The organism is Frankia sp. CgJB1 (assembly GCF_977947065.1).
Map to the genome: position 1 here is coordinate 17,343 of NZ_CDWTNB010000009.1, position 14,757 is coordinate 32,099.

12 protein-coding genes and 1 tRNA gene are annotated in these 14,757 nt (G+C 69.4%); 6 read left to right on the top strand and 7 right to left on the bottom strand.

Features of this window, described 5'->3' with window-relative positions:
- Positions 1 to 179: 179 nt before the first annotated feature.
- Positions 180 to 1,289, bottom strand: a complete 1,110-nt coding sequence (pstS, locus tag AC08OT_RS02270) for a phosphate ABC transporter substrate-binding protein PstS (protein ID WP_476594870.1) — start codon at positions 1,287 to 1,289, stop codon at positions 180 to 182.
- Positions 1,290 to 2,295: 1,006 nt separating this feature from the next.
- Here pstS and AC08OT_RS02275 point away from each other — a divergent pair.
- Both AC08OT_RS02275 and proS read left to right on the top strand, forming a co-directional pair.
- A complete protein-coding gene (locus tag AC08OT_RS02275; RefSeq protein WP_476591542.1) occupies positions 2,296 to 2,604 on the top strand; it encodes a hypothetical protein in 309 nt (102 codons plus the stop codon).
- Positions 2,605 to 2,773: 169 nt separating this feature from the next.
- Positions 2,774 to 4,180: a proline--tRNA ligase gene (gene proS, locus AC08OT_RS02280; protein ID WP_476591543.1), complete on the top strand. Its 1,407-nt coding sequence runs from the start codon at positions 2,774 to 2,776 to the stop codon at positions 4,178 to 4,180.
- A gap of 324 nt (positions 4,181 to 4,504) precedes the next feature.
- Here proS and pyrH read toward each other — a convergent pair whose 3' ends face one another.
- From pyrH to AC08OT_RS02295, 3 genes are all read right to left on the bottom strand, one after another.
- Positions 4,505 to 5,308 carry a UMP kinase gene (gene pyrH, locus AC08OT_RS02285; RefSeq protein ID WP_462203087.1) on the bottom strand — a complete coding sequence of 268 codons (804 nt, stop codon included), beginning with the start codon at positions 5,306 to 5,308 and terminating at the stop codon, positions 4,505 to 4,507.
- Positions 5,309 to 6,132: 824 nt separating this feature from the next.
- Positions 6,133 to 6,209 (bottom strand) — tRNA-Pro (locus AC08OT_RS02290).
- A gap of 28 nt (positions 6,210 to 6,237) precedes the next feature.
- On the bottom strand, positions 6,238 to 7,182 hold the full coding sequence (locus AC08OT_RS02295) for a metallophosphoesterase (RefSeq protein WP_476591544.1): 945 nt from the start codon (positions 7,180 to 7,182) through the stop codon (positions 6,238 to 6,240).
- 126 nt (positions 7,183 to 7,308) lie between these two features.
- Between AC08OT_RS02295 and AC08OT_RS02300 the strand changes: the two genes are divergently transcribed.
- Entirely contained in the window at positions 7,309 to 7,767 is a 459-nt protein-coding gene (locus AC08OT_RS02300; protein ID WP_476591545.1) for a GatB/YqeY domain-containing protein, read from the top strand.
- Between the two features lie 27 nt (positions 7,768 to 7,794).
- On the opposite strand, the gene AC08OT_RS02305 is transcribed toward AC08OT_RS02300, so the two are convergent.
- Positions 7,795 to 10,437, bottom strand: coding sequence for a penicillin-binding protein (locus tag AC08OT_RS02305; protein WP_476591546.1), 2,643 nt, complete (start codon positions 10,435 to 10,437; stop codon positions 7,795 to 7,797).
- A 552-nt stretch (positions 10,438 to 10,989) separates the two neighbouring features.
- On the opposite strand from AC08OT_RS02305, the gene AC08OT_RS02310 reads away from it, so the two are divergent.
- The gene (locus AC08OT_RS02310; RefSeq protein ID WP_462185921.1) at positions 10,990 to 11,346 is read left to right on the top strand and encodes a WhiB family transcriptional regulator; all 357 of its coding nucleotides are present in this window, start codon (positions 10,990 to 10,992) and stop codon (positions 11,344 to 11,346) included.
- 164 nt (positions 11,347 to 11,510) lie between these two features.
- Here the strand turns inward: AC08OT_RS02310 and bagB are convergent, their stop codons facing one another.
- Together bagB and bagA are read right to left on the bottom strand one after the other, a co-directional pair.
- Positions 11,511 to 12,806 carry an ATPase BagB gene (bagB, locus tag AC08OT_RS02315; RefSeq protein WP_476591547.1) on the bottom strand — a complete coding sequence of 432 codons (1,296 nt, stop codon included), beginning with the start codon at positions 12,804 to 12,806 and terminating at the stop codon, positions 11,511 to 11,513.
- The gene (bagA, locus tag AC08OT_RS02320) at positions 12,803 to 13,834 is read right to left on the bottom strand and encodes an ATPase BagA (protein ID WP_476591562.1); all 1,032 of its coding nucleotides are present in this window, start codon (positions 13,832 to 13,834) and stop codon (positions 12,803 to 12,805) included. The genes bagB and bagA overlap by 4 nt, the downstream gene beginning before the upstream one ends.
- 232 nt (positions 13,835 to 14,066) lie before the next feature.
- Here bagA and AC08OT_RS02325 point away from each other — a divergent pair, with 232 nt between their 5' ends.
- The gene (locus AC08OT_RS02325) at positions 14,067 to 14,231 is read left to right on the top strand and encodes a DUF4177 domain-containing protein (RefSeq protein ID WP_462185919.1); all 165 of its coding nucleotides are present in this window, start codon (positions 14,067 to 14,069) and stop codon (positions 14,229 to 14,231) included.
- A gap of 1 nt (position 14,232) precedes the next feature.
- Positions 14,233 to 14,697: a RidA family protein gene (locus AC08OT_RS02330; RefSeq protein WP_476594867.1), complete on the top strand. Its 465-nt coding sequence runs from the start codon at positions 14,233 to 14,235 to the stop codon at positions 14,695 to 14,697.
- Positions 14,698 to 14,757: the final 60 nt, after the last annotated feature.

Genomic DNA, 14,757 nt, shown 5'->3' on the forward strand with positions numbered 1-14,757 from the left:
CACCGTCTTGGCTGGTCTGGTGATGTTGGCCTGCTGTTGGTCTGTTCTAGTGCGCTGTTCTGGTCTGCCGTTCTGGCCCGGATGCTCTCGCCGTCGTCAACGAACAACGGACCCGCGGTGGGGCTGTTCACCCCACCGCGGGCACCGGATAGTCCAATCGGAGCTGCGTCAGATCGACGTCAGGACAGCTTGTCGACCACCGTGCGGACCCGGGTCGCTACCGAGTCCGGCAGCGGCGCGTAACCAAGGTCGGCGATCGAGGACTGGCCCGCGTCCGACGCGGTGTAGGTCAGGAAGGACTTGACCAGCTTGGCCTGGTCGGCCGGGAGACCAGCGGTGCAGGCGATCTCGTAGGTGACCAGGTAGATCGGGTACGCCCCCTTGGTCGCCGCGGCGTAGTCGAAGGTGAGCTTCAGGTCGTCACCGCTGGCGATCTTCGCGGTGCTCAGGCCGAGGGAGGCACCATCCGTGCTCGCCTTGACGTACTCGCCGGCACCGTTCTTGACCGCGACCGTGGACAGCCCGGCGTTCTCCGCATAGGAGAGCTCCACATAACCGATCGAGTTCTCGGTGGACTTCACGGTCGCAGTCACCCCCTCGCTGCCCTTGGCACCCTGGCCGCCCGGGGCCTTCCAGTCCGAGCCGGAGTCGAAGGTCCAGGCGGCGCCGGCCGCGCCCTTCAGGAACTTGGTGAAGTTGTCGGTGGTACCGGAACCGTCGGACCGGTGCACCGAGGCGATCGGCGCGTCAGGCAGAGTAACCCCACTGTTCTCCGCCGTGATCGCCGGGTCGTTCCACTTGGTGATGGCACCGGAGAAGATCTTCGCTATCGTCGGGGCGGACAGCTGGAGCTTGTCGACACCCGAAAGGTGGTACACAAGCGCGACCGGGCCGACCACCATCGGCAGGTCGACAGCCGTACCGGGGGTACAGCGATTGTCCGCGTCGGCCTTCTGCTGGTCCTTCAGCGCCGAGTCGGAACCGGCGAAGGAAATCTGCTTGGCGATGAACTGCTGCCGACCGGTCGAGGACCCCGTCGACTGGTAGTTGATCGTTGCGCCGTCGCAGGCGTTCTGGTACGCCTTGACCCATTCGTCCATCGCGTTCTTCTGCGCGGAGGAACCCGATCCGGTGATGGAACCCTTCTCGCAGGCGATCGCACTCGCCCCGTTCGACGGCTTCGCCCCGGTGCCGCCGGAGTCACTGTTGTCGTCGGTGCCACACGCCGCCACAGTGAGCAGTGCCACCATTGCAGCCCCGACGGCGGCCTGACGCTTGCCTCGGTTCACGAGCAGCCCTTCGTTCTTGCGCGCTACGGCGCCGAATCGTCCGCCCCCTGGACTGGGGCGCCGACAAGAATCGAAGCCATCTCGAATGAACGCAAGGTGAACGTCCGCGAACGCAGACCTATCACCAACCGGAACACATCCATGTCACTGGATTCGTGGTTGATTAGCCAGCCCGCGGCCAATCCGATCACAACCGTGCGTGTCGAATGATCGACAAATAGTCACTCTCACTCGTCACCCCAAACATCACGCCACACCCGGAGCGCCGTGGACGAGTGACTCTCGGCCACGGACAGGAGCGTGACGAGAACGGACGGAAGTGGACGAGAACGGACGGAAGCCTGGAGAGAACGGACAGGAACAGGCGAGAGCTTGACAGGAAGATCGCCGAGCCGCCGGAACTGGATCATTCACGGTCATCGAGCGGCACCATCGCTGCCAACCTTCCGACGCGGCAAGCACCGAAAGTTCACCGACGCGTGTCATGTCCGACCCGGGGCGCCGCGCCCTGCGACGCAGTGGGACGGAGCCGGCGAAGCGGCCAACCCGCGCGCCGCGCTACGCAGCTGATCGGGATCTTCGTTCTCTGTTACCAGACGTCCACTCTGAGCACAGATCGCCGGTAGCCAACCCCGCGTTCTCGTGCTTTGCTGTAAAGCAACATCGATGTGGCTGACAGCATCAACGGCGTATCCGAAGAGCAGCACGACCCGTCCGTTCCATCCGACCAGCGCATCCGCCTGCGCCGGCCCGCCCACCGGGAGCCGTCCCGCCCGGCGATGAAGCGCGCCACGACCAGCCACCGCCGCGTGGCGGGACGACGATGTCCCGTCACGCGGCGGATCGGCGGGGTCCGGCAAGCGGCAGACCGCATGGCGCAGAGCCCGCGGGTACCGCCGCGCCCGGTCGGCCGGACGACCCGGGGCCGGCGCTGCGCACCCCCGTGCCGGCGGCACCAACCAGACGCGGCACGACACGCGACACGACAACGGAGGACGACCAGAACATGAACACCGTCGACAGCGACGATCTCCTGCCGGAACCCCGTCCGGTCATCGGGGGACGGCCACGGTCACTGGCCGAGGTGGTCACCGTCAACGACGGCTTACTCGTCCAACACGAGCTGCTCCTCGCCCCGGGAGCCACCGCCGCCGACCTGACCACCGCGATGATCCTCGTCCCCCCCACGGCCGCGCTGGTCAGCCATCACGGCGACGTGGACGTCTCACTGGTATTCCAGGAGGTTTCGCGGGATTCTCGGCGCGGGGTCGACGGGCAGCCGGTCGGACGCGGCGGCGATCCGGGCCGGACCTGAACCGTCCCCTCAGCGACCGTCCACTCTGGCGACGGGCCGTCAGCCGAGACGACCGCGACCGGCGCGAGGCGCCTTCCGAGCGGCATCCGGGGACGCCCGCCGGGGCGGGGACACAACAAGTGCCGGTCCCCGGGGCCACGAGCCGTGGTCGAGGCAATATCGTGGCGGGGTGGCTGTACTCACCTCCCGCTCGACCGACTTTCCGCGCTGGTATCAGGACGTGCTCGCCAAGGCCGAGCTGGCCGACAACGGCCCCGTCCGCGGGACGATGGTCATCCGACCGTACGGCTACGCGATCTGGGAACGCATGCAGGCCGAGGTGGACTCCCGGATCAAGGCCGCCGGGGCCGTCAATGCCTACTTCCCCTTGTTCATCCCCGAGAGCTACCTGCGCCGGGAGGCCGAGCACGTCGAGGGCTTCAGCCCGGAGCTGGCGGTGGTCACCATCGGTGGCGGCAAGGAGTTGGAGGAGCCCGTAGTCGTCCGGCCCACCAGCGAGACCGTGATCGGCGAATACCTGGCCAAGTGGACCCAGAGCTACCGTGACCTGCCGCTGCTGCTCAACCAGTGGGCGAACGTGGTCCGGTGGGAGCTGCGTCCCCGGCTGTTCCTGCGCAGCAGCGAGTTCCTCTGGCAGGAGGGCCACACCGCGCACGCCGACGAGGCCGATGCCGCGGCCTACGCCCGTCGGATCGCGCTCGAGGTCTACCGCGACTTCATGACGCAGGTGCTGGCGGTCCCGGTGTTCGTCGGAGTGAAGACGCGCCGGGAACGGTTCGCCGGCGCGACCAACACGATGACCTGCGAGGGCATGATGGGCGACGGCAAGGCCCTGCAGATGGCGACCAGTCACGAGCTCGGCCAGAACTTCGCCCGCGCCTTCGACATCGACTTCCTCGGCGACGACGGAGCCCGGCACCTGGCGTGGACGACGTCGTGGGGCTGCTCGACCCGGATGGTCGGCGGGCTGATCATGGCGCATGGCGACGACAACGGCCTGCGTGTCCCGCCCCGGTTGGCGCCGACGCAGGTCGTAGTCCTGCCGGTGCGCGACGACGAGACCGTCGTCACGAATGCCCGCCAGATCGCCGCCGCGCTGACCGACGCCGGTCTTCGGGTGCGGGTCGACGCCCGTCCTGGGCTGTCCTTCGGCCGGCGGGTCACCGACGCGGAGATCAAGGGCATCCCGGTACGGGTCGAGGTGGGTCCGCGGGACCTGGCCGCGGGCAACGTCATCCTGGTGCGCCGGGACACCTCCGAGAAAGTGCCGGTGCCGCTGGCCGAGGCCGCCGCGCGGGTGCCGGTGCTGCTGGACGAGGTGCAGGCCGACCTGTACGCCGAGGCGCTGGCCCTACGCGAGAGCCGGACGACGGACGTCGCCACCGTTGCCGAGGCCGCCCGGGCCGCCCAGGCCGGCTTCGCCCGGATCCCCTGGCGCCTTGTCGGCGAGGAGGGCGAGGCCGAGCTCGCCGAGGAAGCGCTCACCGTGCGGTGCCTCCAGACACCGGACGACGGGATCCCCGAGGCCGGCAGCGACGCCGACGACCTCGTCTGCCTGATCGCCCGCTCCTACTGACGTCCAAGATCCCTGGCGTGGTGGCCGTCCGGAACAGAGACGATCAGCCGCGCAGGCGGACGGGGACCTGTCGGCGGCGACCGTGGAAACCTAGGTCAGTCGTATCTTCACGAACGTATCTTCACGAAGCTTGAATTATGGGACCGGGTTAGGAGTCGTCGTCTTCGTCCACGAAACGGGCGTAATGCGTCCCGCGGTGAGTCCGCCGCCGTGCAGACAAACCGCGCCCGTCCTTCGAGAAGCGGATTCGGTCTTCCTCGACCTGCCCCTCGGGGGCAGATCGGGACCGACGTCGAGATCGATTGTGTGGCCGGCGCCTCGGGATCAGGCCGTCGATTCGGCGGGGCTGGCCAGCACCTCGTTCCCGAACTCTTCGGACTTCTCCGGCGAAGAGGAGATGACCGTCCCCCGGTGCTCACCACGGCAGATCGCCGTCATCGCGCCCCGCTGCTCGATATCGAAGATATGCAGCGGCATATCGAAGTCACGGGCCAAGATGAAGGCCGACTGATCCATCACCCGGAGCCCGCGGCTGATCACCTCGTCATAACTGAGGTGCGAGAAGAGCCTGGCCCCTGGATTGATCTTCGGATCGCTGTCGTAGACGCCGTCCACGCCGTCCTTGGCGGCCAGCACCGCGTCGGCATTGAGCTCCAGCGCCCGCTGCACCGCCGGGTAGTCGGTAGTGAGGAAGGGCTGGCCGTTGCCGCAGGCGAGGATGACCGTCGCCCCCTTCTCCAGCAGGTGCACCGCTCGCAGCCGGATGTAGGGCTCGGCCACCGCCGGAACGGGAACCGCCGTCATCACCCGCAGGTTGTCCTCACCCAGCGCGGTGAGCTTCCCCCGGAGCAACAGACTGTTGATGACCGTACTCAACATGCCGATATTGTCGGCTTCGACCCGGTCAATACCCCACCGGCCCGACTGGTTACCACGGAAGAGGTTCCCACCGCCGACGACGATCGCCACCTCCACGCCGGACTGGCGGACGGCGATGATTTCTCGGGCGAGGTGCTCCAGCGCGTTGGAATCGAAGCCGAATTCGGCGGAACCGGCGATCGCGCGACCGCTCAGTTTGACGACCACTCGGCGATATCTCGTCACTGTCTCCCGCTTCCCCTTTTCCATGGTGCGATCTTAACGTAGGCGGACCAATGATCGATCATGAGCCTATGACCCCTCCGGTACACGGTAGAGCACCCGGCTCCCGGGCACGTCGCACGACGGGCGCGTCCGGGAGATCCGCCGACGGCGGACCGTACCCGCAGCACCTTTCGCCGGCGGCCCACCGACGACCGCCGTCGCGATCAACCGCCATTAGGCTCCGGGGGCGGCCGGAGGTCGGGCCCGGCAGTGCGTGGACGCCGGCGGTGGGGACGAGACGGCGGCGATGGATCAGTATCCCGCGCCCGGCCGGCACCACCAAGATCACCCAAGGACTACGTCACCACTCCCGCCGACCCGAACAACCGCTCCACGCGATCACGAATCTGGATTACCGACAGACGACTTCGCCGGAGCCCGGCAGGAGAATACTGGATATGCTCGAAGCGAGGCCACCGACGGTGAGCGGCGCGACGGATCCGATACCGCAGAGGAGAACTGTTGCGATGTTCTTACCCGGAAGGCCGTCGTTATTACGGTCGACTGCACTGATCCCTATCCTGAGTGGCCTGATCGGACTGGTTGCGTCCCCCGTCTGGGGGGGATTTCGGCGAATGCAAGCCGCGCAACGCGGCAGGGCAGCAATCGGCCGAAGACGGCAGGCCGATCGGTGCCCTGCCGGCGCCTAGCTGCCGGCTCAGTGCTCGCGGCCGAGGAGGATGTGCGGGTAAGGGAGAGCGGCCGTGGGGTGGACGGGTAATCGGGTAGGACGCTCAGAAGCGGCCGATCCCCCCTGGGCGGCAGGAACCCCGCCTCCCTGCCGGGGAGACGGGGTGCGACGCGTCATCTGGTCGGGGTGGCGGGATTCGAACCCACGACCTCTTCGTCCCGAACGAAGCGCGCTACCAAGCTGCGCCACACCCCGCGACCGAGCTGAAGCATACCCGACGGGCTCAGTGGTCCGACGGGGCGGGGTCGCCGGCCGGCACCCCGGCCGGCACCAGGGTGAGCAGGGTCGCCTCCGGCCGGCAGCCGAGGCGCAGCGGCGCGAACGGGGACGTGCCCAGCCCGGGCGACACGTGCAGCCAGGACGACCGCCCGTCGACCTCGTGACGGGACAGTCCGCGAACCCGAGCCCGGTCCAGCCCGCAGTTGGTCACGAGCGCCCCGACTCGGGGCAGCCGGATCTGGCCCCCGTGCGTGTGCCCCGAAAGGGTGAGCCCCACCCCGTCCGCCGTGAACGCGTCGAGGACCCGCGGTTCCGGTGTGTGGGACAGTCCCAACGCGAGCTCGACGCCGGGCTCCGGGGGGCCGGTCACGACCGCGAGCCGGTCGCGGCGCAGCCGGGCGTCGTCCACGCCACGCAGGTCGATCCGGCGACCGTCGACCTCGATGACCGCCCGCACGTTGGTCAGCTCGGTCCACCCGCTGGCGGCGGCGAGACCACCGGCGAAGGCCGCCCAGTCCAGCGGAGCGCCCTTGGGCTCGGCCTCGTCGCCCCGCCGGAGGTAGCGGTGCGGGCTCTTCAGGGCCGGGACGAAGTAGTCGTTGTTCCCCGGTACGAAGACCCCGGGGAACGAGTAGAGCGGCTCCAGCGCGGCGAGCAGGGGATCCCGGGCGTCGGCCGCGGACAGCACGTCACCAGTCAGGGCGACCAGGTCGGGGACGAGCCGGGCCAAGTCCCCCAACCAGGCGAGCTTGCCGTGCTGACGGGGGGTGACGTGCAGGTCGGAGATGTGCAGCACGCGCAGGGGGCGCGCGCCGGCCGGCAGCACCGGGATCCGCACCCTCCGCAGGGTGTACGCCGTGCGCTCGTACAACCCGCCGTAGGCCGACACGAGCGCCCCCGCGGCCGCGACACCCACGAGAGTCCTCGCCGCTGTGTGACGCGCGTTCATCGTCTCAGTCTCACCCACCGCGGACGGTGACCTGCCGCCACCCGGCCCGGTTCCGCGCGCCACCGGGTGCCCCGCCGACGGAACCGGCGTGACCACCGTGCCCGCAGACCATAGGCTCCGGTGGTTATGAGCACCCTCAAGGAACGTCTGCGCGCCGATCTGACCGTCGCGATGAAGTCCCGTGACGAGCTGCGGACGTCCACCCTGCGGCTGGCCCTGGCCGCGGTGAAGGATGCGGAGGTGGCCGGCAGCTCCGCGCGGGTCCTCGACGACACGGAGGTTTCGAAGGTCCTGACCCGCGAGGTGAAGAAGCGCCGGGAGGCGGCCGACGCTTACACCGCGGCCGGTCGCGGCGACCAGGCGGACCGCGAGCGGGCCGAGGGCGAGGTGATCGAGGAATATCTGCCGAAGCAGCTCGGCGACGACGAACTGGCCACGATCATCGACCAGGTACTCGCGGGTCTGGATGTCAGCGGTCCACGAGCGATCGGTCCCGCCATGAAGTCCGTGCAGGCCGCGGTCGCCGGCCGGGCCGACGGCGGCCGGGTCGCCGCACTCGTGAAGGCCCGGTTGGCGGGCGGCTGAGCGAGCCGCGCGGCCCGCGTGAGCCGGTCAGCGCAGCCGGCTCTCGCCCTGGCCCCGGCCACCCCTGCCGTCCTCCCGGGCCAACGGCCCCGAGCCGCCTAAAGCGTTCAGCTGCCGACGCAGGTCCGTGCCCGGCTGGCCGCCCCCGGCCGATCGGCCGTCATTCGGCTGGGCGAGCGTTCCGAAGCCGGGTAGCGCCGATCCACCCGGCAGGACGGCCGTGCCGGTCAGCCCCCCGGAGATCTGCAGGGTGACCTCGGTGTTGAGCGAGACCTCACTGCCTGGGGCGGGCGACATCGCCACGACGGTGCCGGGAGGCGCCGGATGCGGGACCGGCTGCGACCTGACATGGAAGCCCAGCTGGACGAGCGTCTGCTCGGCGACCTGCTGCGGCTGCCCGACCACGTCCGGCAGTACCTTCGTCGGCACCTTGGGCTGGGTGTTGTCCGGGGTCGGCAGCGGTTCGACCGGTAGCCCGAGGCCGGCGATCGTCCGGATCATCGTGCGGGACCACACCTGGGCGGGATATCCGCCACCGAAGACGTTGCGACCCTTCACATTGATCAGGGGATGCGACGTCGGTCCGCGCGGGTCCGCGAGGGTCACGGTCGCGGCGAGCTGGGGGATGTAACCCGCGAAGGAGGCGGTGCTGAACCCCTCCGCGGTGCCGGTCTTGCCGGCGGCCGGCCGGCCGATCTGCCCGTTCCCGCTGGCCGTCCCGTGGTTGATGACCCCCTGCAGCACGGCGCTGACCTTGTCCGCAATCTTCGGGTCGAGCACCTGCTGGCAGGGAGCGCCGGTGTCGAAGGGAAGCGGCCGGTCCGTCCCGCCCACCCGCTGGGTGATCGCGAGCACGGTCCGCGCGTCGCACTTCCTGCCCCGCGCGGCCAACGTCGCGTAGGCGGTCGCCAGATCGAGGGTGCTGATCTCGTTGGATCCGAGGGTGGAGGAGCCGTCAACCCGGCCGATCCCGTTCACCCCCCTGCATTCGGGATCGTTGTTGTTGTGCTGCCGGATCCGGCACGAGGTGACGCCCATGCGACGGGCCACCTCGGCCGTCTTCAGCACGCCCAGCTTCTCGGCGAGCTGGATGTAGTAGGTGTTGACCGATGACCAGGTGGCGGTCGTCAACGAGTAGAAACCGTCCTCGCTGGAATCGGCGTTGCCGTAGCAGTTCTTGCCCTGGGGATCCGGGTTCGGGAAGACGTTCGAGTGGTAGCAGAGGGGGGCGTGCAGCGTCGTGGAAAGCGGTAGTCCCGATTCGAGCGCGGAGATCAGAGTGAACACCTTGTAGGTCGATCCCGGGGAGAACGAGTCCTCGTCGACGGGATAGATCTCCTTGGTGTGGACGAAGTCCGTGGACAGAGCGGCGGGCTGTCCGTCCGCCGCCGGGCCGTAGACCCGGTTGATCGCCAGGGCGAGCACCTGGCCGGTGTTCGGCTGCACCATCGCGACGCTCGCCGCCACCCGGTTCCCGATCGGGATGACCTCGGTCGCGGCCGACTGCGCCGCCTGTTGCGCCACCGGGTCCAGCGTCGTTCTGATCGTGAGGCCGCCCTCGAACAGCAGTCTGCGCGCGTCCTCCTCCGTCGGGGCGAAGGATCTGTCGTTCAGCAGCCGCTGGCGCACGAGGGCGCAGAAGAACGGCGCGACCGAGTCGGCGCAGGGATCGGCCGAGTGGGGCGGCCGGTTGAGCACCACCTCGCCGTCGTGCGCCTGGTGAAAGGCCGCCGCGTCGATGTGATGAAGTTCGAACATGCGGTCGAGGACCACGTTGCGCCGTTCCCGCGCCGCCTGCGGATGCATCACCGGGTTGAAGGCGGTCGGGTTTTTCACCAGGCCGGCCAGCAGCGCCGCCTGCGGCAGGGTGAGCTTGTCGACGTCGACGTTGAAGTAGTGCTGCGCGGCTACCTGGACGCCGTACGCGCCATCGCCGAAGTAGGCGATGTTGAGATAACGCTCGAGGATCTCGTCCTTACTCAGATGGGCTTCGAGGTACAGCGCATAACGCGCTTCCCGAAGCTTGCGCTGGACGGTCTGCTCGGTCGCGGCCTCCTTCGCCTCGGCCGTCGTCGCGGACATCAGAAGAACGTTCTTGACGTACTGCTGGGTCAGGGTCGAGCCGCCCTGGGTGACCTCGCCGTTCTCCCGGTTGGTGAGATACGCCCGGACGAGACTCTTGTAATCCAGCCCGTCGTGCTCGTAGAACCGGGAATCCTCGATGTCGATGATCGCCTGACGCATCACCGGCGGAACGCGGCCCAGGGACACGACCTCGCGGTCCTGCTCCCCGCGCAGCACGGCGAGGACGTTCCCCCGCGCGTCGAGGACGCGCGACGCCTGGGCCAGCGGGGGGACAGCCAGGTTGGCCGGCAGGTCGAGGAAGTCGTCCGCGCCGCCCTTGACGGTCAGTCCGGCCGCCCCCACCACCGGCAGGGCCAGCATGCCGACGAGCACGCCCGCCACCACGCTGATCACACCGGCGCCGAGCAGCCGCGTGGCCACGAACCCCAGCCGGCGGGCCGATGATGCGATGGGACGAGGCGCGGGCTGGTCGGCGTCGCCGAAGCGGAGTTCGTCAGGCTCGTACCGGCGCCCCGGTACACGATCGCGGGCGGAATCCTCGAACTGCCCACGACCGGGCGTGGGGTGCCCAGGGGGCGCGGTCATCCAGGGACCTCCGTCCAGCCAGGCTGGGCCACCCGTCGGAGCATACGGGCCAACATTCGATCAACAAGCGCCACCCCCGCCGCCCCGATTTCCACGAACACCGCAAGGCGGCGGCCCATCGCAGCCGATAATGCCGTGAGCTGGGACGTCGCAGTTCCAGCCCCGGCCGGCGACCCTGCCGGTCCCGGGCGCGCCCCGGAGAACCGTGACAACCTCCACACCGGCTGCCCCGCCGTCCACGCTCCACACCTCTACTTTTAGGCGTCATCGCGATTTTTGTCCCACAGTGGGGCAATCTCGTCAAAACGGAAACGAAACGATGAAGAACCCGCACCACCTCCGAGCCGATACCTCATTGTCACGCAACAGACATGCGGAAGTCACAGACAGCACTACCATGGCGATCCGGATCAATGGCCCGGACTAGTCATTTGGACAACCACCCGTGTGGGGTCTGTGCCGTGGCCACGCCACTCCGTACGGTTTCGGGGCAACGCCACGTCACCACCCGCACGGGCCCCTGACCCGGACTCGAGAAGAAAGGCAGGTGGCATGACCAGAAGCCTGACCCCCACCGTCAGCACGCCACGCCGTGCCAACACGACCCATCTCGTGGGTTCCACCGTCGACGGCGACTGGACGGCCCACGCCGCCTGTCGCGACCTCGACCCGGATGAGCTGTTCGTCCAGGGCGCCGCCCAGAACCGGGTGAAGACCCGGTGCTTCGGCTGCGCCGTCCGCACCGAGTGCCTCGCGGACGCTCTCGACAACCACGTCGAGTTCGGCGTCTGGGGGGGCATGACCGAACGGGAGCGTCGCGCGCTGCTACGTCGCCGCCCGGACGTCACGTCCTGGCGGAAGCTGCTCACGGACGCCCAGGCCGATCACAGATCGGCCTCCGCCGGCTGATTCAGCGGTGGTCCGACCAGTCCCCCAAGGCCGATCGGATCCTTCGCCGGCTATACCCCGCCCGAGGACAACGTCGTCCCGGTCCGGGATCACACACATCCGCTGTCAACCGCGTTCTCTCGCCCGGATGAACCGGGGCTCGCCGATCAGGATGATCAATCTGATCAAGCGGTCCGATCCAGCCGTTCGTCACGCGCGAGCGCATCGCCGATCTCCCGCAGTCCGACCAGATCGTGCACGTCTTCCGACAACGCCTCCACCTCCACCATCGGGGTGTCGGGATGGGCGCTGGTGAACCGCTCCCGCAGCCGCGCCTCCCGGCTCGCTAGCCGGACCCGATCGGCGTGGATACGCAGCACCGCGGCGGCAAGCGGATGCTCCCCGTGCTCCTCGAGGTTCTCGGCGGCGGCGAGGCTGCGCTCGACGTTGAGCGCCTCGGCATCGCTGTGGTGCATCCGGTTCACGACCAGTCCGGCGAGGGGCATCCCCTTCGCGTCGAGCCGATCGACGAAGTAGGACGCCTCCCGTAGCGCCGCGGCCTCGGGCGCGGCGACCACGATGAACGAGGTGCCGGGATCGCCGAGCAGGCGGTAGGTCTCCTCCGCCCTCGCCCGGAAGCCACCGAACATCGTCTCCAGTGCCGCCACGAACTGGCTGACGTCGGTCAGCAGTTGGGCGCCGAGCACCTTGGTGAGGACTCGAGTGAACATGCCGAGGCCGGCGCCGAGCACCTTCACGTACGCCCGCCCGCCGGCCTTCGCCGGCGCGAGCAACAGTCGTAGCAGCCTTCCGTCGAGGAAGGCCCCGAGCCTCGTCGGAGCATCGAGGAAGTCCAGCGCCGACCGGGTCGGGGGCGTGTCGACCACGATCAGATCCCACGTGCCGGTGGCGTCGAGCTGGCCGAGCTTCTCCATCGCCATGTATTCCTGGGTGCCGGCGAAGGAGGACGACAGCGACTGGTAGAAGGGGTTGGCAAGGAGGGCCTCGGCCCGCTCGGGGGTGCTGTGCGCCAGGACGATCTCGTCGAACGTCCGCTTCATGTCCAGCATCATCGCGTCGAGGCGACCACCGGCGGCACCGGCCACCTCGCGTGGGGTGTTGTCGAGCGCGGTCAGGCCCAGGGCCTGGGCGAGTCGCCGCGCCGGGTCGATCGTCAGGACGACGACGTTGCGCCCGCGCTCGGCCGCCCGCAGCGCGAGCGTCGCGGCCATGGTCGTCTTGCCGACCCCACCCGAGCCACAGCAGACCACGATTCGTTCCGTGTCGAGCATCGCGTCGACGTCGAGCAGTGGCACGCCGGCCGGATGCGGACGCGTCCGGCGCGTTCCCGGCCCGCCGCGACGCGCCGCCGACTGCCGGACGCTCCCTGCTGCCGGCCTTCGCCGCCCCGCGGACGGCACGGCGGACGGCGCCCCGGGTTCCCGCCGTGGTGCACCGGGCGTCGGGCACGCGGAGCTCATGCCACCATCTGCTGCGCCCGCAGCATCTCCGCGAACCGGTAGACAGTGCCGAGGTCGACGCCGTCCGCAACCAGCGGCACCTCATACACGGGGCGGCCGAGCCCGGCGATCTCCGCACGCTCAGCCGCCTCCAGCGCGACGCGATCGGCGTGCTGGGCCGCCTCCCAGGCCAGCGCCTCGACCAGCTCAGGGGTGGGCTCCATCCCAGCCTCCTTGATCCCGGCGGCAATCTCCTCCCGGTCCAGCTCCCCGCGCCGGGCTAGGCGGAACTCCTTCGCGCGCAGCAGGGGCGGGCGGGTCATGTTGACCACCACACCGCCGAGCGGCAGACCAGCACGGGTCAGCTCGGCCACGCCGTCCACCGTCTCCTGCACCGGCATCTCCTCGAGGAGGGTAACCAGATGCACGGCGGCCCGATCGGGCGCCAGCACGGCCATCACGCTGTCGGCCTGGGCCCGGATCGGCCCGACCTTGGCCAGCCCCGCCACCTCCGCGGTGACGTTGAGAAACCGGGTGATCCGACCAGTGGGCGGCGCGTCGAGCACCACCGCGTCGTAGGCCAGCCCTCCCGGCCGGGTGGCGTCGGGCCGGTTGACCGCCTCCTTGACCTTGCCGGTGAGCAGCACGTCGCGAACCCCGGGAGCGACGGTCGTGGCGAAATCCACCGCGCCGATCCTGCCCAGGGCCCTCCCGGCCCGCCGCAGGTTGTAGAACATCTCTAGATACTCCAGCAAGGCCTCGTCCGCGTCGATCGCCAACGCGAACACCTCCCCGCCGCCGGGAGCGCTGGCCACCTTGCGCTCCCGGTAGGGCAACGGAGGGGTGTCGAACAGCTGCGCGATCTGCTGCCGGCCCTCGACCTCGGTGAGCAGGACTCGACGACCATCGGTCGCAAGCGCCACGGCCAGCGCGCCGGCCACGGTCGTCTTGCCGGTACCGCCCTTGCCGGTAACGATGTGCAACCGCCGGTCCCATGGACCGGCCACCTCGCTACTCACTTCCTTGGTCACGGTGTTCTCACTGTCGATCACAGCGTTCTCGCTGTCGGTCACGGTGTTCTCGCCGTTCACAGGCTTGACCGTACCCGCGTGCACGGTCCCCACCACGGTGGTGAGCCGGGAGAAAACCCGCGGCGCACCGCGGGGCGAGCCAAGGTAGGGGATGTGGGGAGAGGTGACCGGGACGATGTGGCGGCGAAGGCTCGGGCCCGGTGACACGGGTGTCCGGAACCGTCGGCGCGATGCTCTAAGGTCCGGTGTCATGCAGACGAAGTGGGAGTACGTGACGGCGCCGGTGCTGATCCACGCCACCAAGCAGATTCTCGACAACTGGGGTGAGGACGGCTGGGAGCTAGTCCAGATCGTTCCCGGTCCCAACCCCGAGAGCCTCGTCGCCTACTTCAAGCGTCCCAAGAGCCAGTCCTGACATGGCCGCACCGAGCGAACGCCTGGCGGCGCTGGGCCTGACGCTGCCGCCGGTCCCGACCCCGGCCGGCGCCTACCTTCCCGCGGTCCGGGCGGGCGGCCTGATCTGGACGGCCGGTCAGCTCCCGCTGGTGGACGGCCGGCTGGCCCACACCGGCCTGGTGGGCGCGGGCGCCGAGGTGACCGTCGAGCAGGCCGCGGAGCTCGCCCGGACGGCCGCGCTCAACGCGCTGGCGGCAGCGGCGTCGGTGGCCGACGGACTCGACGGGATCACCCGGATCATCAAGGTGGTTGGATTCGTCGCGAGCGCCCCCGGCTTTACCGGCCAGCCAACGGTCGTCAACGGGGCGAGTAAACTGCTCGCGGCGGTCTTCGGCGAGGCCGGTCAGCATGCCCGCTCGGCCGTCGGTGTCTCGGCGCTGCCGCTGGGCGCACCGGTCGAGATCGAACTGGTGCTCGGGGGGTAGTAGGCGGTCCCGCCGGTGCCGGCCTCGGGATCGCGGCGGCGCGCCGCGGCCGCCGGGACA

What these genes read in the sequence shown, in the direction of transcription:
- AC08OT_RS02275 (WP_476591542.1), top strand. Translation starts at nt 2,296, where the DNA reads ATGAACACCGTCGACAGCGACGATCTCCTGCCGGAACCCCGTCCGGTC.
- pyrH (WP_462203087.1), bottom strand. Translation starts at nt 5,308, where the DNA reads ATGGAAAAGGGGAAGCGGGAGACAGTGACGAGATATCGCCGAGTGGTC.
- AC08OT_RS02295 (WP_476591544.1), bottom strand. Translation starts at nt 7,182, where the DNA reads ATGAACGCGCGTCACACAGCGGCGAGGACTCTCGTGGGTGTCGCGGCC.
- AC08OT_RS02300 (WP_476591545.1), top strand. Translation starts at nt 7,309, where the DNA reads ATGAGCACCCTCAAGGAACGTCTGCGCGCCGATCTGACCGTCGCGATG.
- AC08OT_RS02305 (WP_476591546.1), bottom strand. Translation starts at nt 10,437, where the DNA reads ATGACCGCGCCCCCTGGGCACCCCACGCCCGGTCGTGGGCAGTTCGAG.
- AC08OT_RS02310 (WP_462185921.1), top strand. Translation starts at nt 10,990, where the DNA reads ATGACCAGAAGCCTGACCCCCACCGTCAGCACGCCACGCCGTGCCAAC.
- bagB (WP_476591547.1), bottom strand. Translation starts at nt 12,806, where the DNA reads ATGAGCTCCGCGTGCCCGACGCCCGGTGCACCACGGCGGGAACCCGGG.
- AC08OT_RS02325 (WP_462185919.1), top strand. Translation starts at nt 14,067, where the DNA reads ATGCAGACGAAGTGGGAGTACGTGACGGCGCCGGTGCTGATCCACGCC.
- AC08OT_RS02330 (WP_476594867.1), top strand. Translation starts at nt 14,233, where the DNA reads ATGGCCGCACCGAGCGAACGCCTGGCGGCGCTGGGCCTGACGCTGCCG.